Genomic DNA, 19,338 nt, shown 5'->3' on the forward strand with positions numbered 1-19,338 from the left:
ACGGCACTGGTGCGATACAGCCGCGTCCACTCAAACGGCAACACGCCATCCAGCGTGCCATCGGTCAGCGTCAGCAATTCCTCGCCAGTGACCATCGACACCGGGCAGCCATGGGAGGCGGTCTTGTCCGCCGATGCCGAAGCCTCCCCATTGAGGTTTTTCCCCGAGGCCGGTACATCGTCGACAGATTCTTTCTGCCTCAGCACCGCATTCTGCCGCGCTCGCCAGCGCATCTGCATCCGGCCTTGTTTCAGCCCGCCGACCACGCCGCGAACCGCGACCGCCTTGTAGCGATCCACCGCTTGCATAAACGCCCGCAGAATCGTCAGCACGCCTTCGACAAAGCCCATCGCCGCCTGAAGAATGCCTTTGCCATACTTGACCAGGCGCAAGCCCAGGTACGCCACGCCCGCTGCCGGCAAGGCGATCGTCAGCACCGCGCCGATCACCAGATCAATCAGCAGCGAGACCACAAAACCGGCAGCCACCTCGGCAATTTCTTTGGGAGGCAACGCATCCAGCCAGATCATTGCAGTGCGCAACATCAGGTACAGCGCTGCTTCATCACTGGCGAGCAACATCGCCTGTTCCATGACCTTGGGTGCATCGGTGGCGATCTGCGCCAGCTTCGCCGCCTCGGCTCCCAGCTGTTCGGCAAATTTCAGCGGGTCTTCAAGAATCGACTGGACCAGCTTGATGCTGTCCCACACCTCCCTGATCGCCGCCCAGCTGCCCGCCAGCACACCGCTGGCAACTGCACTGGCCGTTGACACCTCCCAATGAGGCCGGAAACCCTCCCACTGTGAGCGCAGCCATTGTTCCAGGTCTGCCGTCAGCCCGGCGTAGGAGGCAAACAACGCGTCTACCTGCTCCTCTGAGACCTCGCCTTGTACGCGCACCTGGTATCGCCCGCCGGCGGCGCAAACGTGCGAGCCTTTGCCATGCTCATCCAGCATGACGGTGGCAGAGCTGGCGTCATCCAGCCCGATGACTTCAACGGGAATATTGCCGATCGGTACGTCATACACCGATTCGAACCGGCTCTCGATCTGCAGCACACCGCCCGCCGGGCAGCGGGCTACGGTAGAAAAATCCGCATCGGAAACACTCACCGAGCGCTGTGAGTCGCCTACCCGCAACACCCGATCCATTCCCAGCAACGACGGCATATCGGCGACATGGCTGACTGAGTCCAGCGCCTGCGCGTACCAGGCGCTCATCTGTCGGCGGTATTGCACCAGGCTCTGATGAAAGCCATCGAGCTCATGTTCGATAGCGGCAATGTGGGAGGCGTGGGTCATCCGTGACGTCCTGGCAGAAGGGCAAGGCGCCGGAGTCTGCCGCAACAAAAAACGTCGGGATGAACGGTTTGAAAAAACAGAATGGGATGACTGGAGGCGAGGAAAACTCGTAAAAAACCAGCCCGAAGGACTACACAAAAAAGCGATAAGGCTCATTGCGTGAGGCTAGGCATCTAAATGCCGATGCAATAAGGCAATTTAATGGCCCCTTTGTAACAAAATCCTCGCCAGAATCGCTTTTATTTTCAGGTGGTTAGTTGGGGAAGCGAATGCGCACTGTTGGAATCATGCTGATCGCCTGCTCCCTGGCGGGGGGTACGGCTGCCGTGCAGGCAAGGGAACTGCGTGAGGGTGACAAGTACATGTGCAGTTGGGGCGCCGGTACGGCGGCCAGGGCCCAGGAGCTCAAGTTGGCGGGTGTGTCGTTGTATGCGGCGCGCCAGAAGATCCAGACCATCAAGTTCAGCAAGTCGTGGATGCGCATGATGGCCATGGGCATCACCGAGCAGACCTATGACAGCCGTTCCCGGCTCAAGCCTGAGGTGATTCGCCAGAGCTTCTATCAGGACTGCTTGCGCTACAAGGTGGCGCGCAAGTAGCCCCTGGGCGCTTTGCACCGGGCAGTGCAAAATCTGCGTAAGCCTGTCCAACTTTCTCCGGAGGCCGCTCGCCATACTGGTGCCAGGTAAACCAGGAGGCACAGGCCATGACCGATTACGTATTCCCCCCCGCGCAAACCCCATCCCTGGCCATACAGGGCAGCGATGCGCGTTTCCCCCTGCGTCGCGTGTTCTGCGTTGGTCGCAATTACAGCGAACACGCCCGGGAAATGGGACATGACCCGGATCGCGAGCCGCCGTTCTTTTTCATGAAACCGGCGGATGCGGTGGTGCCGGCCGACGGTGTGATCGCCTATCCGCCGCTGACCACCGACCTGCACCATGAAGTGGAATTGGTGGTGGCCATCGGCAAGGGCGGGGTGGATATCAGCCCTGATGAAGCTTTTTCCCACATCTGGGGCTATGGCGTGGGGATCGACCTGACGCGCCGCGATCTGCAAGCCCAGGCGAAAAAGCTCTCACGCCCGTGGGAATGGGCCAAAGCCTTCGATGAGTCGGCGCCCAGCACGGCGTTGCAGCCGGTGAGCGCGGTAGGGCACCCGTCCACCGGCAAGATCTGGCTGAAGGTCAATGGCGAACAACGCCAAGTCGGCGACCTGGCTGACCAGATCTGGTCGGTCAGCGAAGTGATCAGCCACGCCTCCCGATCCGTCGCGCTCAAGTCCGGTGACCTGATCTTCACCGGCACGCCCGCCGGTGTCGGCGCGTTGCAACCGGGCGATACCGTGACGGCCGGCATCGACGGCGTTGGCGAGTTGAGGTTCACCCTCGGCAACGGTTGAGGCTAAAGTGGTGCCCTGGCCACCCGAGACAGCGCTATGCCCGGCACCCGCGTCACCACCTATGGCATGGAACAACGCAGCGACCGCCCCGACTTCTATATCCGCGACAAACGCGGGCGGGCGGCGCTGACCAGCCCCCATCGGCACGAATACTTCCAGATCCAGATCAACCTCGGTGGCGACACCGTGCAGCATATCGGTGGGGCGGTGCGACCGTTTCCGCGTAACGCCCTGGCGTTCATCCTGCCCCATCGCCTGCATGTGATTCCCCATCCTGAGGATGGCGAGTTCATCCTGATCAACTTCAGCCAGGCGTTTTTCCTGCCGCAACTGAGTTGTGATCCGCTGGACCTGGAGGACATTCCTATCGGCCAGGCACCAGAGCTATCGCCGTTTCGCTTTCAGGAGCAACTGGACTTTATCCTCGATGATGCCGCGTTCGAAGAAGTCAAAACCTGGCTGGCCCATATGCGCGCCCTCGACACTCACCGCACTTTTGGTGCCCGCGAGAGGCTCAAGGGCTACCTGTTTCAACTGATTGGCCTGGTCTGTGAGCAGTACGCCGAGCCGCTGCAAGCGTTTGCCGCCAACAACGCTATCCGGCGCGGGCGCAAGGACGCCTTGGCGCGGGTGCAAGGCTATATCCGCGCGCATATCCACGAACCCAGTCTCAACCTGACCGATACGGCCGCCGCCGCATTTCTATCGCCCAACTACCTGACGCACCTGCTGCGCAAGGAAACCGGGAAACCCTTCTCCCAGTGGGTACTGGACCGCCGCATGCAACTGGCGCGCACGTTGTTGCTGAACAGCACCCAACTGATCGGGGTGATAGCGCAACGTTGCGGGTTTACCGACGAGGCCTACTTCTCCCGCTGCTTCCGCAAGGCCCAGGGCATGACGCCCGGGCAGTTTCGCCGTCAGCAGCAGACAGAAATGTTGTAGTCACACGGTTTTTACAAAACCACGACAATGAGTAGGTTTCAATTTGCATACAATCCAACATTTCTAGTCACTCCAGCAGGACGCTTGCGAGACATGAATCAACCAGAACCCCCATCCTCAAGCGGCTTTCGCTCTTTTGCGATCGGGGTTGTGTGCGTGGCGGTGCTGTTGGGCACTTATTTCATGCGGCTCAACGCTGAGGTTGACCGAGAGCGGGAGCAGGTTGCAGAGCGTCTGGCTTTCTGCCAGCACCTTGAAAGTGTGACCCGTGTGGCGGCGTCCACGAAGCTGGAATCCCCAGAAGCCTGCAAGCAACTCAAAAAACGTTATGCCGAAAGTGTTGCGCCGTTATAACCAATAACCCCAATTACAGAGTGGAAATGAGCGGGCGAAGTGTGCACGCTTAATCAGCGCTTATTGCACCAAAAAGTGGCACTTATGGTGTTGGCTACCTTAAAAAATGTTTGGATATTGAATGACTTACGGTGCTTTTAATCCGACGAAAGGATTAAAATAATCTTGTTGCAGGTTTTAACAACCGTTACTATAGCCGGGCGTTCACCTCCCACGGTTTATGCATTTTTAAATCCCAAGTTTCCATCAGCTACTTGGGATTTTTTTTGCCCGGAATTTGCTCTCGGCGTCAAACTTCTATGTCGGCAAACTCTGCTCGCATCCGGCCATTGTGCTTGGCTTGATAGAGCAACTTATCGACGGATTCGACAAACCCCAACACATTGCTGTCGGGTGTCACGATGTGGGTGCCCACGCCCAGGCTCAACGTCAGCAGGTTCGACACCGGCGAGAACCCGTGCTCGATCTGTTGTTGGCAAATCAAATGCAGGCAACGTTGGGCAACCTGCCGAGCCGATGCGGCATCGGTTTCCGGCAACAGCCAGACAAACTCCTCGCCGCCGATACGGGCAATGAAATCCCGGGGCCGGTTGGCGGCCTGGGCCAGGGTGCGCGCCACCTGGCGCAGGCACTCGTCGCCCTTGATATGGCCGTAGTGGTCGTTGTACTGCTTGAAGAAATCAATATCGAGGATGAGCAACGACAGCGGCAACCGGCTGCGCAGCGCACTGGCCCATTCCCGTTCCAGCACGGTGTCGAACATGCGGCGGTTGGCGATGCCGGTGAGGCCGTCCTGGAACGAATACTCCTCCAGTTGTTTTTGCAGGCGGATCAGGTGTTCCTCGGTCTTTTTGCGTTCGCTGATATCGAACATGAAGCCGATCAACGCCTCCACTTCACCGTCCTTGCGCACGACGTGCACCACATCGCGAATCCACACGTAATCGCCATTCACCGTGAGCGCGCGGTAATCGGCCTCGTGGTCGACCCCGGCACGCGATTGCGACACACAGAAATTCACCACGTATTCACGGTCGTCCGGGTGCATGCGTTCGACCCAGTCATCCACACTGACCCAGCTTTGCGGCGTCCAGCCCAATAACGTCTCGATCTGCGGGCCGATATAGCTGAAGGTCATGGTCTGCCAATCAATGCGCCAAGGGATAGCCTTGGTCGATTCCAGCAGGGTCTTGTAGACGTCGCTGTCGGGCAGGCGTGGAGCATCGATGTTCATGGGCGGCGGCTCGCATGATGGCTAAAAGCCAACAGCGTCTTGTGAGCGAAGCCCTGAGTCAAGCCTTCGCGAAAGCCGCAGACGAGAGGTCGTGTACTGGGTTTCTGGCGCCAGCACCCCAGCATTTGTTGGGCATAGTGAGGCACAGCTAACACTTTTGAGTTAATTGTTCGGTAGCGGGCAAAAGCTTATCTACGCTGTTTACATCACACATTCAGGGATGCATCCACGGACGGGGCTTTATCATGATTCCGATCGTCGAATTCAACCGCATCATGGCCGCCGGGTTCCTGCCGCTGGCGTGTGATTGCAGCCTCAACAGCGACGGTTCGCTGCGCATTCGTGTGTTCGAGCCGGAGTCTGGCCGTGTCGAGCTGCTGTTGACTCGGGTCTCGCCCCAAGGTCTGGACAGCATCCGTTCCATCTCAAACCTGATTGGCGAGTTGCGCACCGAGATCAAGGCCGGGCGCCGTGGCTTTGCGGTGATGGGTTAGCTGTTGACGGTGCTGGTGGTGGGAGTGGTGGCGCCGTAGTAGCGCCAGCAGCAATGCCGGTGTTCCGGCAGGATCACGCAACCGCTGAGGCTCACGATCAACAGGGCGGCGACCAGCATATATAGGCGACGGGACATGATGTTTCCTCTTGGTGTGTTCTGCGTCACTCCTTGAACGCAACCACCGATACAAATCCGTCGCGATGCTTGCAAACTTTTCATCAAGTCCTGTGATTCCCTGGGCAATACTTTCTCTGGGCCACCGCGTGGAAAAAATCTGTTTTTTCTGCGACGGATTTTCCTGCGCCTGGCGTTCAACCCATCAGCAGCGTGCACTTTCGCTCGCCGTATGAAGGAGTTGCCATGAACTCACTGACCCAATTGCGTTGTGCCGTGCTGGCTCCGCTGGCTTTCGCCGCGTTTGTCAGCACCCCGGTTTTCGCCGAGACCGAAGTGATTATCCGCCAGGCACCACCGGCAGAACGTGTCGAAGTGATCCCTGCCGAGCGCCCCGGATACGCCTGGGATCGCGGCCACTGGCGTTGGGAACACGGTGCCTACGCCTGGGTACCTGGCCACTGGCAACCGGTGATGCGCAATGCCCGGTGGGAGCCTGGGCATTGGGAATCGCGTGGGCCGAACTGGTACTGGCGCGAAGGGCATTGGATTCGCTGAAACCTAACTCCCCGGACCGAGTATTACCCGATTGAAAGACACTGATCCGGACGTTGAGCTACTGGCACGTATCGGCAACAACGAAGCCGCCGCGGTCAATGAAATGGTGACGCGCAAGCTGCCGCGGTTGCTGGCGCTTGCCGGCCGGCTGTTGGGGGATGCCGAGGAGGCCAGGGACGTGGCTCAGGAAAGTTTTCTACGGATCTGGCGCCAGGCGGCCAATTGGCGTGCCGGTGAAGCGCGCTTTGACACTTGGCTGCACCGAGTGGCGCTCAACCTGTGCCATGACCGCTTGCGTCGACGCAGAGAACGCCCGTTGAATGAGGAAGAGGTGCTGGAACTGGCGGACAGCGCACCGTCCCCTGAGGAACAGTTGGAAACCAGCCAGCGCAGCGCCCGCATGGCCGCCGCGTTAGCGGCTTTGCCGGAGCGTCAGCGCGAAGCCATCGTGTTGCAGTATTACCAGGAGCTGTCGAACATCGACGCCGCGGCCCTGATGAATATCAGCGTCGAGGCACTGGAGAGCCTGCTGTCGCGGGCCCGCCGCCAGTTGCGCAGTCAACTTGCCGACACACCCGGGCTCGCCCGCCCAGGAAGGGGAACACCATGACACTTGAACGATTTGCTTATCTGGCCGATGCCTACGGCGCCAGCCTGCACCGCTGGCCCGTTGCCGATCAAGCGGCGGCCCGCGCCTTGCTCGACAGCGGCGACCCTGGCGCCCGCGAAGCACTGAATGCGGCGAGTTGGCTCGATCAGCAGATGGACAGCCATCAACTGGCGCCCGTCGACCCCGCACTGGTGCGGCAAATTCGTCAGTCGGCTGTGCCGCGCAGGTCATTCTGGTCGCGCTATGCCAACTGGTTGTCACCGGCCGGTCTGCTGGGTGTGGGCATTGCCGGTATCGCTGCCGGGGTGCTGGTGGCGTCGATGAGCGTGCCGCTGCCGATGTTGTCATCCGAAGTGTTGCCCAGCGTCTTCGATCAAGGCGATGCCGACGTCGTGTTTACCGTCAACGCCGAGGAAACCGAGCAATGACAGCCAAAACCCTTAAGCCGTGGTTGGTCGTCTCGGTGTTGCTCAACGTATTTTTGATTGGCGGGGTGGCGGGCGGCCTCTATCACTGGATGGCCGTTGCCGCGCCTGCCGAGGCGGTGGTCAACCAGCATGGTCTGCGCCAGGCGATGTTCAAGTTGCCGGTCGAGCGGCGTAAGGAGTTGCGTCAGTTGCTGCGCCACAACCGTGCCGACAGCCAGCCGTTGATCATGGCGGGTCGTGAAGCCCGGCTGGGGGTGATCAAGCAATTGGAGGCGCCGACGCTGGACCGCGCGGTGCTGGTGTCTGAATTGGCCAAGGCACGTGAGGCGGATGTTGCGCTTCGGGCGTTGGTGGACGATACCTTGGCGCAGTTTGCGAGTAATTTGCCTCAGGATGAGCGGCAGAAATTGGTTGAGGCGCTTTATCAGCGGGGGCAGGGGAAGGCCAGGGATAAGGTGACGCAAGGGCTGGGGAGTAAGCCGCGGTCTTGAGCGGGGCGACTACCTATCCATTGCTGCGGTAACGGCTGATGGCGCTGCCGCGTTCGTCAATTCCTTTGTCGAACGGCAGGGCGTAGAGGCAGGGATGCAAGGGTCAGAGGCGACGCAGGAAGGCTTTGACGATATGCCGGGTGGCATTGGTGGTGTCCAGGTCGTCCACGGCGGTGTAGGGGTGCCACCGGCAATCGATGATTTCGTTGCAGGGCCGGGCGTCCGCGAGGTTGATCACGGAGGCTTCAAACACGTGGTGCTCGGTGTCACTGGTTTTCAGTTCTTGCAGGTAGAGCAGGCCGTCGACCTTCAATCCGGTTTCCTCGTGCAACTCCCGTTCGGCCGCGCCCACGGGGCGTTCGCCGGGTTCGACCTTGCCGCCCGGCAAGGCCCATTTTGATCGGACTTTGCGCACGAAGAGGATATGCCCCTCATGTGCGCAAATGACGGTTGCGCGTGTTTTCAATGTGTGAAGCTCCGTAGCGAGATGGCTGTCATTAAAGTGTAATGCAATTGTCATGCTGGGCGGCTGTGGCACTTGCATCAGGGGATGTGGATACTGCTCGCTGGACAACGCGGACGAGGAAGGCAGATGAGTACCGTACGCTGGGGCATGATCGGCTGTGGCAGTGTCACTGAGTTAAAGAGTGGACCCGCTTTCTACAAAGCGCCAGGTTCGGCGCTGGTGGCGGTGATGGGGCGACGTGTCGAAGCGGTGCGCGATTATGCGGCACGCCATGGCATCGCTCGCTACTACACCGACGCCCAGGCGTTGATCAACGACCCCGAGGTGGATGCGGTGTACATCGCCACACCGCCCGACAGCCATCTTGAATACAGCCTGATGGTGGCGGCAGCCGGCAAGCATTGTTGCGTCGAGAAACCCATGTCGTTGAATGCCGGGCAGAGCGCGTTGATGCAGCGCACGTTCGAGCGCGCCGGGCTGCATTTGTTTGTGTCCTACTATCGACGCTCCTTACCGCGCTTCCAGCAAGTGCGCGATTGGCTGCAGACCGGGCGCATCGGTGAGTTGCGTCATCTGACCTGGACCCTGTGCAAGCCGGCCGCCGCAGCGGATACCAACCCGGCCAACTGGCGCACCGACCCGGCGATTGCCGGTGGTGGCTACTTTGCCGATCTGGCCAGCCATGGTTTTGACCTGTTTCAGTACCTGGCCGGGGATATTGTCGATGTGGCCGGGTTCACCGCGCGCCAGGCCGGCCGTTATGCCGCGGAGGACGCGGTGACCGCCAGCTGGCGCTTCGCCTCGGGTGCGCTGGGCATGGGCGCCTGGAACTTTGTGGCGGACCGGCGCGAAGACCGGGTCGAGTTGATCGGCAGCCATGGGCGCATCTGTTTTTCGGTGTTCGAAGACCAGCCGATACGTCTTGAAGCGCAGGCCCATGAAGTGCTGACCGTGCCGTGCCACGCGCATATTCAATGGCATCACGTGCTGGGCATGAATGCGCATATTCGCGGGGAGGCGCAGCACCCCTCGTTGGCCATCGAAGCATTGAAGACCGATCAAATCCTTGACCGGGTGTTGCAACGTAACCCCGTTCATCCCGAGTCGTCGCACTAAAGTCAGCTTTTTTCAAGGAACACGCAGATGAAATACTGGATGATGTTATGGCTGGTGCTGGCCACGGGGGCCGTGGCGGCTCCGCGCAGCCAGGGGCAGGCGGGGGAGTTTGATTTTTATGTGTTGTCATTGTCGTGGTCGCCGACCTTTTGCCTGACGCACCCGGACAACGAGCAGTGTTCGGGCAAGGGGTACGGCTTTGTACTGCACGGTTTGTGGCCGCAATACGCACGGGGCGGGTGGCCGGCCTCGTGCGACTCGCCGTCGTCGCTGAACCGCCAAGCCATGGACAAGGGCGCCACGTTGTTCCCCAGCCGTTCACTGATCAAGCATGAATGGGCCAAGCATGGCACGTGCTCCGGGCTTGAGCCGCTGGCCTATCTGGAAAAGGCCGACGCCGCGCTGGGGGTGGTGAACATTCCGCCACAGCTGCAGCCGCTCAACTCGCCGCCGTCATTGCCGGCCCAAGCGATCGAGGCGTTGTTTCGCGAAAGCAACCCACGCATGGGCAACCACGGGCTGGCGGTGATCTGTAAAGGCAAGGTGCTGTCGGAAGTGCGCGTGTGCCTGACCAAGGACCTGGCATTCGCCGGCTGCCCACGCAGCGTCAAGACCCAGTGCCGCGACGGGGATATCCGCATTCCTTCACAGCGTTGAGGCACCAGCGCCTTGCTGTTCGGCGCCAGAGGGTGATTTTCTTCAATACCGCGCGTGCCTTGCCCTTTAACGTGACGGCATCTTGATCGTCACCACCTAAAGGGAATCGCAATGAGCTTGATCATTTCCATGGCCGCCTTCGCCTTGGCGACCTCCATTACGCCGGGCCCGGTCAATGTGGTCGCCTTGAGTTCCGGTGCGCGCTTCGGTTTCGTCGCCAGTCAGAAGCATGTATTTGGCGCCGCCGTGGGTTTCACTTTGTTGCTGGTGCTGATCGGCCTCGGGTTGCATGAAGTGTTGTTGCGCTGGCCCATCCTCACCCAATTGATTCAGTGGGGCGGTGTGGCCTTCCTGCTGTACATGGCCTGGAAACTGGCCGTGGACGATGGCCGGTTGGACGCTGAGGGTACGGCTACCGCACCGTCGATGCTGTATGGCGCAATCATGCAGTGGCTCAACCCGAAAGCCTGGTTGGCCTGTGTCGCGGGCATGGGCTTGTTTGTGGCCGATGGCGACGCCGCGCAGGTCTGGCTGTTCGCGGCGCTCTATCTGGTGATCTGCTACCTGTCGGTGGCATGCTGGGCCTATGCCGGCACGTTCTTGCGTCGTTACCTCGGCAACCCGCAGGGTGTGCGCCTGTTCAACCGTTCAATGGCCGCGTTGCTGGTGGCCAGTGTGGGTTATTTGCTGATGGCTTGAGCCGGTCGCGGTACTGGCCAGGCGTGGCGGCGAAGTGCTGTTTGAAGGCGCGCTGGAAATGTGCCTGGTCGGCAAAGCCCGCCGCCAGGGCCACATCGGCAATCAGCTTGCCCTGGCGCAGTTGGGCGCGGGCAAACTGGATGCGTTGGTTGATCAGGAAGGCATGGGGTGTCAGCCCGTAATACTGCTTGAAGGCGCGGATCAGGTAAGAGGGTGACAGCTCGGCGGCCAGGCAGATGTCTTCCAGTTTCAAGGCTTGCGTGCAGTGTGTGCGAATGTAGTCGGCCGCCCGTTCCAGCTTGTGGTTGACCTCGCGTACCGGAGTGTCCGCAGGGTTGAGGCGCTGCTGGACTTCGGTGAAGTAACTCACCAGCGCGCTTTGTTTTTGCAGATGTTCAGCCTGTGTATCCACCAGTATCCGGTACAACTCCAGCAGGCCGCGATACAGCAGCGGATCGCGCACGTAGGGCGTGTTGAACGGCCGGTAACCCTGGTCGGTGCTGAAGCCCAGTTGGTACTGCAGGTCAGTCAGCCAGGGCGTATCGATGTACAGCATCTGATAGGACCACGGCTCATTGTCGATGGGGTTGCAGGCATGCACATCGCCGGGGTTCATCAGGACCACCGTACCCGCGTCGATCTCGAACGTCTGTGTACCGTAGTGGTAATAGCTGCGTCCGGTGGTGATTGCCCCAATCGAAAAATGCTCGTGCGCATGCCGGCTGTAGGTCACCTTGCGCCCGTCCGCAATGGTGCGCGCCTCGATGAACGCCAACGCAGGGTCACGCCAGAAAAACGGTGCTGTAGCGGCGGTCATGGCAGGCGCTCCCTGAAAGAATTGGAATGAGCAGGCAACAGCCTCATACAAAAGGTGGGCTTATTCAAGCCTTGCGCATCACACGATACGCTGCCACGCAGTACTCTATTGGCCTGACTGATTAACGGGAGGTGGCACCAGGAACGCCGCCTCCAGCAATTGCCGGGTATACGCATGCTGCGGATCGGCAAAAATCGTCCCGGCCTCGCCTTGTTCCACCACCTGCCCATGCTTGACCACCATCAGTTGGTGACTCAACGCCTTCACCACCGCCAGATCATGGCTGATAAACAGGTAGGTCAGGTTGTACTTGGCCTGCAGGCTGCGCAACAACTCGACCACTTGACGCTGCACCGTGCGGTCCAATGCCGAGGTAGGTTCGTCCAGCAGGATCAGGCGCGGCTTGAGCACCAGGGCGCGGGCGATGGCGATGCGTTGGCGCTGGCCACCGGAGAATTCGTGGGGGTAGCGATGGCGGGACTCCGGGTCCAGACCGACTTCCTTGAGTGCGGCAATAATCGCCGCCTCCTGTTCAGCCGGCGTGCCCATCTTGTGAATACGCAAGCCTTCGCCGACGATTTCGCTGACGCACATGCGCGGGCTCAGGCTGCCGAACGGGTCCTGGAACACCACCTGCATTTCCCGCCGCAGCGGGCGCACCTGTTGCTGGCTGAGCTTGTCCAACTGCTGGCCTTCAAAGCGAATGCCGCCCTGGCTGCCGATCAGCCGCAAAATCGCCAGGCCCAAGGTCGATTTGCCTGAGCCGCTCTCGCCGACAATGCCCAGGGTCTGCCCCTGGGGCAGGTTGAAATGGATACCATCCACCGCCTTGACGTAATCGACGGTGCGGCGCAAAAAGCCTTTCTTGATCGGGAACCAGACCTTGAGGTCATCGACTTCCAGCAACGGCGGCCCGACTTCATTGGCAACCGGCCCGCCGCTGGGCTCGGCGGCCAGCAGTTCCTGGGTATAGGGGTGGCGGGGCGACTGGAACAGTGTCTCGCAGTCGGCTTGTTCAACGATGCAACCTTGCTGCATCACGCACACCCGGTGAGCGATGCGTCGCACCAGGTTCAAGTCGTGGCTGATCAGCAGCAACGCCATGCCCAGGCGCGCTTGCAGTTCTTTGAGCAACTCGAGGATCTTCAACTGCACCGTGACGTCGAGGGCCGTGGTCGGTTCGTCGGCGATCAACAGCTCCGGCTCGTTGGCCAACGCCATCGCGATCATCACCCGTTGGCGTTGGCCGCCGGACAACTCGTGGGGCAGGGCCTTGAGGCGCTTGTGCGGCTCGGGAATGCCCACCAGTTCAAGCAATTCCAGGGTTCGCCGGGTGGCGACTTTGCCGGTCAGCCCCTTGTGCAGGCCAAGCACTTCGTTGATCTGCTTCTCGATGGAATGCAGCGGGTTCAACGAGGTCATCGGTTCCTGGAAGATCATCGCAATGCGGTTGCCACGAATATGCCGGATGGTTTTTTCCTTGAGCGTGAGCAAGTCTTGCCCGGCATAGGCAATGGTGCCCGACGGATGCCGCGCCAGCGGGTAGGGCAGCAGGCGCAGGATCGAGTGAGCGGTCACCGACTTGCCCGAGCCGCTTTCGCCGACCAGGGCCAGGGTTTCGCCACGCTTGATATCGAAACTGACGTTGTTCACCACGCGGTGATGGTGACTGCCCGTGACGAACTCGACGCTGAGGTCGCGGACTTCGATCAGATTGTCCTGGTTCATCTCATTTCCTCGGGTCGAAGGCATCGCGAGCGGACTCGCCGATAAACACCAGCAAACTCAGCATGATCGCCAGCACGGCAAAGGCACTCATCCCCAGCCACGGCGCTTGCAGGTTGGATTTGCCCTGGGCCACCAGCTCGCCCAGGGACGGCGAACCGGCCGGCAAGCCGAAGCCGAGGAAGTCGAGGGCCGTGAGGGTGCCGATGGCGCCGGTGAGAATGAACGGCATGAAGGTCATGGTCGAGACCATGGCGTTGGGCAGGATATGGCGGAACATGATCGCGCCATTTTGCATACCCAGCGCCCGGGCTGCGCGGACGTATTCCAGGTTGCGCCCGCGCAGGAACTCGGCGCGCACCACGTCCACCAGGCTCATCCAGGAGAACAACAGCATGATCCCCAGCAGCCACCAGAAGTTGGGCTGCACGAAGCTGGCGAGGATGATCAGCAGGTACAATACCGGCAAGCCCGACCAGATTTCCAGGAAGCGCTGCCCGGCCAGGTCGACCCAGCCGCCGTAGAACCCCTGCAACGCGCCTGCGATAACGCCGATGATCGAGCTGAGGACGGTCAGGGTCAGGGCAAACAGCACCGACACCCGGAACCCGTAGATGACCCGGGCCAGGACATCACGGCCCTGGTCATCGGTGCCCAGCAGGTTGACGCTTGACGGCGGTGCGGGCGCCGGGACCTTCAGGTCGTAATTGATGCTCTGGTAGCTGAACGGGATCGGAGCCCATAAGGTCCACGCATCCTTGGCCTTGAGCAGCTCCTGGATGTACGGGCTCTTGTAGTTGGCCTCCAGCGGGAACTCGCCGCCAAAGGTCGTCTCGGGGTAGCGCTTGAGGGCTGGAAAGTACCAGTCGCCGTCGAAGTGCACCGCCAGCGGCTTGTCATTGGCGATCAGTTCCGCACCCAGGCTGAGCACGAACAGGATCAGGAACAGCCACAGCGACCACCAGCCGCGTTTGTTCGCCTTGAACCGCTCGAATCGGCGGCGATTGAGGGGGGACAGGTTCATCTCAATGCTCCCGGCTGGCGAAGTCGATGCGTGGATCGACCAGGGTGTAGGTGAGGTCGCCGATCAACTTCACGATCAGCCCCAGCAGTGTGAAGATGAACAGCGTACCGAACACCACCGGGTAGTCGCGGTTGATCGCCGCTTCAAAGCTCATCAGGCCCAGGCCGTCGAGGGAAAAGATCACTTCGACCAGCAACGAGCCGGTGAAGAAAATCCCGATGAAGGCCGACGGGAAACCGGCGATGACCAACAGCATCGCGTTACGGAATACATGGCCGTAGAGCACACGATGGTGGGTCAGGCCTTTGGCCTTGGCGGTGATCACGTACTGCTTGTTGATCTCGTCGAGGAAGCTGTTTTTGGTCAGCAGCGTCATGGTCGCGAAGTTGCCGATCACCAGTGCGGTAATCGGCAGTGCCAGGTGCCAGAAGTAATCGAGGATTTTGCCGCCCCAACTCAACTCATCGAAGTTGTTCGAGGTGAGACCGCGCAACGGGAACCAGTCGAAGTAACTGCCGCCGGCAAACACCACGATCAGCAGGATGGCGAAGAGGAACGCCGGGATCGCATAGCCGACGATGATCGCCGAGCTGGTCCATACGTCGAAGTGGCTGCCGTGTCGCGTGGCCTTGGCGATGCCCAGCGGGATCGATACCAGGTACATGATCAGCGTGCTCCACAACCCGAGGGAGATGGACACCGGCATCTTCTCCTTGATCAGGTCGATGACCTTGGCATCGCGGAAGAAACTGTCGCCGAAGTCCAGCCGGGCGTAGTTCTTGACCATGATCCACAAGCGTTCCGGCGCCGATTTGTCGAAGCCGTACATCTTCTCGATTTCCTTGATCAGCGCCGGGTCCAGCCCCTGGGCCCCCCGATAACTGGAGCCGGCCACCGAGACTTCGGCACCACCGCCGGCAATACGGCTGGTGGCGCCTTCAAAGCCTTCGAGCTTGGCGATCATCTGCTCCACCGGGCCGCCGGGGGCGGCCTGGATGATGATGAAGTTGATCAGCAATATGCCGAACAGCGTGGGGATGATCAGCAGCAGGCGGCGAACAATATAGGCCAGCATTCAATTGCCTCCGCTCGCCGGGTCGGCGCTTTGAGTCGTGTCCAGGGAAACCGCCGGCTTGACGTTGGGTTTAGCCCACCAGGTGATGGTGCCGACGTCATAGCGTGGCGGCACCTTGGGGTGGCCCAGGTGGTCCCAGTAGGCGACGCGGAACGTCTTGATGTGCCAGTTGGGGATGACGTAGTAGCCGAACTGCAGCACGCGGTCCAACGCCTTGGCATGAGCGACCAGGCTTTTGCGCGAGTCGGCGTTGATCAACTCTTCGACCAGTTGGTCGACCGCCGGGTCTTTGAGGCCCATGTAGTTGCGGCTGCCGGGTTTGTCGGCGCTGGGGGAACTCCAGAACTCACGCTGCTCGTTGCCGGGCGATGTGGATTGGGGGAAGCTGCCCACCAGCATGTCGAAGTCGCGCGAGCGCAGGCGGTTGATGTACTGCGACACGTCGACCCGGCGAATCACCAGGTCGATGCCCAAATCGGCGAGGTTGCGCTTGAAGGGTAGCAGGATGCGTTCGAATTCGGTCTGGGCCAGCAGGAACTCGATGGTCACCGGTTTGCCGGTGGTGTCGACCATTTTGTCGTTGACGATCTTCCAGCCCGCCTGCTGCAGCAACTGGTAAGCCTCGCGTTGCTGGGCGCGGATCATGCCGCTGCCGTCGGTCTTGGCCGGTTCGAAGGCTTGGGTGAAGACCTCGGCCGGGATCTTGTCGCGCAGCGGTTCGAGAATCGCCAGCTCTTCCGGGCCGGGTAGGCCGGTGGCGGCCATTTCCGAGTTTTCAAAGTAGCTGCGGCTGCGGGTATAGGCGCCGTTGAACAGTTGCTTATTGCTCCATTCAAAGTCCAGCAACAGGCTGATCGCCTTGCGCACACGTACATCCTGGAACATGGGCTTGCGGGTATTGAACACAAAACCCTGCATGCCGGTGGGGTTGCCGTTGGGGATCTCTTCCTTGATCAATCGGCCTTGAGCGACCGCCGGAATGTTGTAGGCGTTGGCCCAGTTCTTGGCGCTGATCTCCAGCCAGTAATCGAACTGCCCGGCCTTCAGCGCTTCCAGGGCGACGGTGTTATCGCGGTAATAGTCGGTGATGCGGCTGTCGAAGTTGTAGAAACCCTGGGTGACCGGCAGGTCCTTGGCCCAGTAGTCCTTGACCCGCTCATAGCGAATCATGCGTCCGGCCTTGACCTCGGCGACCTTGTACGGCCCGCTGCCCAGAGGGATTTCCAGGTTGCCCTTGGAAAAGTCGCGGGTCGCCCACCAATGCTTGGGCAGTACCGGCAATTGCCCGAGGATCAGCGGTAACTCGCGATTGTTGGTGCGCTTGAACTTGAACAGCACGCGCAACGGGTCTTCAGCCACCACTTCATCAACGTCGGCGTAGTAGGTGCGGTAGATCGGTGAACCGTCCTTGAGCAGTGTCTGGAAGGTGAACAGCACATCGTCGGCGCGGATCGGCTGCCCATCATGAAAGCGCGCTTCGGGGCGCAGGTAGAAGCGTACCCAACTGTTATCCGGGGCCTTTTCGATCTTGCCGGCGACCAGGCCGTATTCGGTGACGGGTTCGTCCAGGCTCTGCATGGCCAGGGTGTCATAGACCAGGCCGATGTTATCGGCGGGCACACCTTTGCTGATGTAGGGGTTGAGGCTGTCGAAGCCGCCCATGGCCGACTCGCGGAAAGTACCGCCCTTGGGCGCACTGGGGTTTACGTAGTCGAAGTGCTTGAAGTCGGCGGGGTACTTCGGCGGCTCGTTGTAGAGCGTCAACGCATGTTGCGGCGCGGCCTGGGCCGCGGTACACAGCAAGAGGCTGCCAAGCAGTACCGTACGCAAAGACATCATTGGGCTTTCTCCGAAGCTTTGAGCCACCATGCGCTCAGGCCCAGGCTGTAGGGCGGCGTGGTGACAAAGGCGAACCGGTTGCGGTAGGCCAGTCGATGATAGTTGAGGTACCAGTTGGGAATGCTGTAGTGCTGCCACAGCAGCACTCGGTCCAGCGCCCGGCCGGCGGCCAGTTGCTCCTCGCGGGTTTGCGCGGCGAGCAGTTGTTCCAGCAAGTGATCGACCACGGGGTTGGCGATGCCTGCATAGTTCTTGCTGCCCTTGATCGCGGCCTGGCTGGAGTGGAAGTACTGCCACTGCTCAAGGCCCGGGCTCAAGGTCTGGTTGAGGGTCATCAGGATCATGTCGAAGTCGAACTGATCCAGGCGTTGCTTGTATTGCGCCCTGTCAACGGTGCGCAGGCGGGCGTCGACGCCGATGCTGATCAGGTTCTCGACATAGGGCTGCAGGATGCGCTCCAGGTTCGGGTTGACCAGCAGGATCTCCAGGCGCAGCGGCTGCCCCTGGCTGTCGAGCAAGCGTTGCCCCGACAGCTTCCACCCGGCATCTGCGAGCAATGCCAAGGCACGACGCAGGGTGTCACGGGGGATGCCACGCCCATCGGTCTGCGGCAGGCTGAACGGCTGGGTGAACAGTGGCGCCGGCAACTGCTCGCGGTAGGGGGAGAGCATCAGCCATTCATGCCCCACCGGCACACCGGTCGCCGAAAACTCGCTGTTGGGGTAGTAACTGACGCTGCGTTTGTAAGCACTGCTGAACAGCGAGCGGTTGGTCCATTCAAAGTCGAACATCAGCCCCAGGGCTTCGCGCACTTTGGCTTGGCTGAAAGTCGGCCGCCGTGTGTTCATGAACAACCCCTGGCTTTGGGTCGGGATCTGGTGGGCGATCTGCGCCTTGATCACGTCGCCTCGGTTGACCGCCGGAAAGTTGTAGCCCGTGGCCCAGTTCTTGGCCTGGTGCTCGATATAGATGTCGAACTCGCCGGCCTTGAAGGCTTCGAACGCGACGTCACTGTCACGGTAGAACTCCACTTCGACCTTGTCGTAGTTGTAGAAACCCTGGTTGACCGGCAGGTCCTTGCCCCAGTAATCCTTGACCCGCTCGAACACCAGTTGCCGCCCCGGCGTGACCTTGGTGATGCGGTACGGCCCGCTGCCCAGTGGCGGCTCGAAGGTGGTGGCCTTGAAGTCGCGGTTTTTCCAGTAATGCTGGGGCAGCACGGGCAACTCGCCCAGGCGCAGGATCAGCAGCGGGTTGCCGGCGCGCTTGAAGACAAAGCGGATACGATGACGATTGAGAATGTCGACCCGCGCGACTTCCTGCAGGTTGGTGCGGTATTGCGGGTGGCCTTCGGTCAGCAGCGTACGGTAGGAAAACGCCACGTCATACGCGGTGATCGGCTTGCCATCGTGAAAGCGGGCTTCGGGGCGCAGATTGAACACCACCCAACTGCGGTCCTCGCTGTACTCCACCGATTGCGCGATCAGGCCGTAGCTGGACGTGGGCTCATCCCCGGACGGCGCGTACTGGCCGGTGCCGACCATCAGCGGTTCGTTCAGCTCGTTGACGCCGTATTGCAGGAAATTGGGAGTGGAAACCGGGCTGGTGCCCTTGAAGGTGTAGGGGTTGAGCGTGTCGAACGTGCCAAATGCCATCACCCGCAACGTACCGCCTTTGGGCGCTGCAGGGTTTACCCAATCGAAGTGGGTGAATTTGGCCGGGTACTTGAGCGTGCCGAACTGCGCGTAACCGTGGCTCTCGGTAATCGTCGCGTTCGCAGCAAAGCTCAAGGCCAGACTTATTAGTAGAAGGAGGGGACGCTTCAAGGCAGAGATCCGATCCAGGCGGCTTGGGCTTTATGATCGGTACAGTAACAGCTTGTTCCGGTTGGAAAAAGCTGGTTTATGTAGTGAGCGGGCTTGCCCCGCGCTGGGTGGCGCAGCCGCCCTAAACCAGGCACCTCGGTCTTTCTGACACACCACGGCGT

The 19,338-nt window shown here is 60.6% G+C and carries 22 protein-coding genes; 12 read left to right on the plus strand and 10 right to left on the minus strand.

Translation table 11 applies throughout. From position 1 onward, the window contains the following. Positions 1-1,301, minus strand: a 1,301-nt coding sequence (locus tag C9383_RS13520) for a DUF6531 domain-containing protein (RefSeq protein ID WP_249031086.1), incomplete at its 3' end; no start/stop codon positions are given. 269 nt (positions 1,302-1,570) lie between these two features. On the opposite strand from C9383_RS13520, the gene C9383_RS13525 reads away from it, so the two are divergent. The 4 genes from C9383_RS13525 to C9383_RS13540 all read left to right on the plus strand — a co-directional run bounded on the left by C9383_RS13525 (position 1,571) and on the right by C9383_RS13540 (position 4,002). Further along, positions 1,571-1,900 carry a hypothetical protein gene (locus tag C9383_RS13525; RefSeq protein ID WP_090371566.1) on the plus strand — a complete coding sequence of 110 codons (330 nt, stop codon included), beginning with the start codon at positions 1,571-1,573 and terminating at the stop codon, positions 1,898-1,900. Between the two features lie 107 nt (positions 1,901-2,007). Continuing rightward, entirely contained in the window at positions 2,008-2,703 is a 696-nt protein-coding gene (locus C9383_RS13530) for a fumarylacetoacetate hydrolase family protein (RefSeq protein WP_107338870.1), read from the plus strand. A 36-nt stretch (positions 2,704-2,739) separates the two neighbouring features. Beyond that, the gene (locus C9383_RS13535; protein WP_090371564.1) at positions 2,740-3,648 is read left to right on the plus strand and encodes a helix-turn-helix transcriptional regulator; all 909 of its coding nucleotides are present in this window, start codon (positions 2,740-2,742) and stop codon (positions 3,646-3,648) included. A 93-nt stretch (positions 3,649-3,741) separates the two neighbouring features. Next, entirely contained in the window at positions 3,742-4,002 is a 261-nt protein-coding gene (locus tag C9383_RS13540; protein ID WP_090371562.1) for a hypothetical protein, read from the plus strand. 289 nt (positions 4,003-4,291) lie between these two features. Here C9383_RS13540 and C9383_RS13545 read toward each other — a convergent pair whose 3' ends face one another. Beyond that, complete coding sequence (locus tag C9383_RS13545) at positions 4,292-5,236, minus strand: sensor domain-containing diguanylate cyclase (protein ID WP_090371560.1); 945 nt, start codon at positions 5,234-5,236, stop codon at positions 4,292-4,294. A 245-nt stretch (positions 5,237-5,481) separates the two neighbouring features. Here C9383_RS13545 and C9383_RS13550 point away from each other — a divergent pair, with 245 nt between their 5' ends. Beyond that, positions 5,482-5,730 (plus strand): DUF1652 domain-containing protein, encoded by a 249-nt coding sequence (locus C9383_RS13550; RefSeq protein ID WP_090371558.1) that lies wholly within the window; start codon positions 5,482-5,484, stop codon positions 5,728-5,730. Here the strand turns inward: C9383_RS13550 and C9383_RS28185 are convergent. Next, entirely contained in the window at positions 5,727-5,867 is a 141-nt protein-coding gene (locus tag C9383_RS28185) for a hypothetical protein (protein WP_162843537.1), read from the minus strand. The two genes, C9383_RS13550 and C9383_RS28185, sit on opposite strands and share 4 nt — an antisense overlap. 225 nt (positions 5,868-6,092) lie before the next feature. On the opposite strand from C9383_RS28185, the gene C9383_RS13555 reads away from it, so the two are divergent. Genes C9383_RS13555 through C9383_RS13570 form a run of 4 tightly spaced genes read left to right on the plus strand, consistent with a single transcriptional unit; the run spans position 6,093 to position 7,933 of the window. Further along, positions 6,093-6,404, plus strand: a complete 312-nt coding sequence (locus tag C9383_RS13555; protein WP_060757153.1) for a YXWGXW repeat-containing protein — start codon at positions 6,093-6,095, stop codon at positions 6,402-6,404. 31 nt (positions 6,405-6,435) lie between these two features. Beyond that, positions 6,436-7,014: an RNA polymerase sigma factor gene (locus C9383_RS13560; RefSeq protein WP_090371556.1), complete on the plus strand. Its 579-nt coding sequence runs from the start codon at positions 6,436-6,438 to the stop codon at positions 7,012-7,014. Continuing rightward, positions 7,011-7,442 carry a hypothetical protein gene (locus C9383_RS13565; protein ID WP_090371554.1) on the plus strand — a complete coding sequence of 144 codons (432 nt, stop codon included), beginning with the start codon at positions 7,011-7,013 and terminating at the stop codon, positions 7,440-7,442. Before C9383_RS13560 ends, C9383_RS13565 begins: the two co-directional genes overlap by 4 nt. Next, positions 7,439-7,933, plus strand: coding sequence for a periplasmic heavy metal sensor (locus C9383_RS13570; RefSeq protein WP_090371552.1), 495 nt, complete (start codon positions 7,439-7,441; stop codon positions 7,931-7,933). The genes C9383_RS13565 and C9383_RS13570 overlap by 4 nt, the downstream gene beginning before the upstream one ends. Before the next feature lie 103 nt (positions 7,934-8,036). Here the strand turns inward: C9383_RS13570 and C9383_RS13575 are convergent, their stop codons facing one another. Further along, positions 8,037-8,399 carry an NUDIX hydrolase gene (locus C9383_RS13575; protein ID WP_090371550.1) on the minus strand — a complete coding sequence of 121 codons (363 nt, stop codon included), beginning with the start codon at positions 8,397-8,399 and terminating at the stop codon, positions 8,037-8,039. Positions 8,400-8,525: 126 nt separating this feature from the next. Between C9383_RS13575 and C9383_RS13580 the strand changes: the two genes are divergently transcribed. The 3 genes from C9383_RS13580 (at position 8,526) to C9383_RS13590 (ending at position 10,871) form a co-directional block, all read left to right on the plus strand. After that, positions 8,526-9,515, plus strand: coding sequence for a Gfo/Idh/MocA family protein (locus C9383_RS13580; RefSeq protein ID WP_090371548.1), 990 nt, complete (start codon positions 8,526-8,528; stop codon positions 9,513-9,515). A gap of 27 nt (positions 9,516-9,542) precedes the next feature. Continuing rightward, a complete protein-coding gene (locus C9383_RS13585; RefSeq protein WP_090371546.1) occupies positions 9,543-10,172 on the plus strand; it encodes a ribonuclease T2 family protein in 630 nt (209 codons plus the stop codon). 111 nt (positions 10,173-10,283) lie between these two features. After that, positions 10,284-10,871, plus strand: coding sequence for a LysE family translocator (locus C9383_RS13590; RefSeq protein ID WP_090371544.1), 588 nt, complete (start codon positions 10,284-10,286; stop codon positions 10,869-10,871). On the opposite strand, the gene C9383_RS13595 is transcribed toward C9383_RS13590, so the two are convergent. The 6 genes from C9383_RS13595 to C9383_RS13620 all read right to left on the minus strand — a co-directional run bounded on the left by C9383_RS13595 (position 10,813) and on the right by C9383_RS13620 (position 19,177). Then, positions 10,813-11,688 carry an AraC family transcriptional regulator gene (locus tag C9383_RS13595; protein ID WP_090371542.1) on the minus strand — a complete coding sequence of 292 codons (876 nt, stop codon included), beginning with the start codon at positions 11,686-11,688 and terminating at the stop codon, positions 10,813-10,815. The genes C9383_RS13590 and C9383_RS13595 overlap by 59 nt on opposite strands. 105 nt (positions 11,689-11,793) lie before the next feature. Then, positions 11,794-13,416, minus strand: a complete 1,623-nt coding sequence (locus tag C9383_RS13600; protein WP_090371539.1) for an ABC transporter ATP-binding protein — start codon at positions 13,414-13,416, stop codon at positions 11,794-11,796. Position 13,417: 1 nt separating this feature from the next. Further along, on the minus strand, positions 13,418-14,437 hold the full coding sequence (locus C9383_RS13605; RefSeq protein ID WP_017738565.1) for an ABC transporter permease: 1,020 nt from the start codon (positions 14,435-14,437) through the stop codon (positions 13,418-13,420). Between the two features lies 1 nt (position 14,438). Beyond that, positions 14,439-15,512 (minus strand): microcin C ABC transporter permease YejB, encoded by a 1,074-nt coding sequence (locus C9383_RS13610; RefSeq protein ID WP_060757143.1) that lies wholly within the window; start codon positions 15,510-15,512, stop codon positions 14,439-14,441. Continuing rightward, on the minus strand, positions 15,513-17,351 hold the full coding sequence (locus C9383_RS13615) for an extracellular solute-binding protein (protein WP_090371536.1): 1,839 nt from the start codon (positions 17,349-17,351) through the stop codon (positions 15,513-15,515). Next, a complete protein-coding gene (locus C9383_RS13620; RefSeq protein WP_090371534.1) occupies positions 17,348-19,177 on the minus strand; it encodes an extracellular solute-binding protein in 1,830 nt (609 codons plus the stop codon). Before C9383_RS13620 ends, C9383_RS13615 begins: the two co-directional genes overlap by 4 nt. Positions 19,178-19,338 lie beyond the last annotated feature (161 nt).

The organism is Pseudomonas palleroniana (genome assembly GCF_003031675.1).
In the GTDB taxonomy this organism is placed as follows: Bacteria; Pseudomonadota; Gammaproteobacteria; order Pseudomonadales; family Pseudomonadaceae; genus Aquipseudomonas; species Aquipseudomonas palleroniana.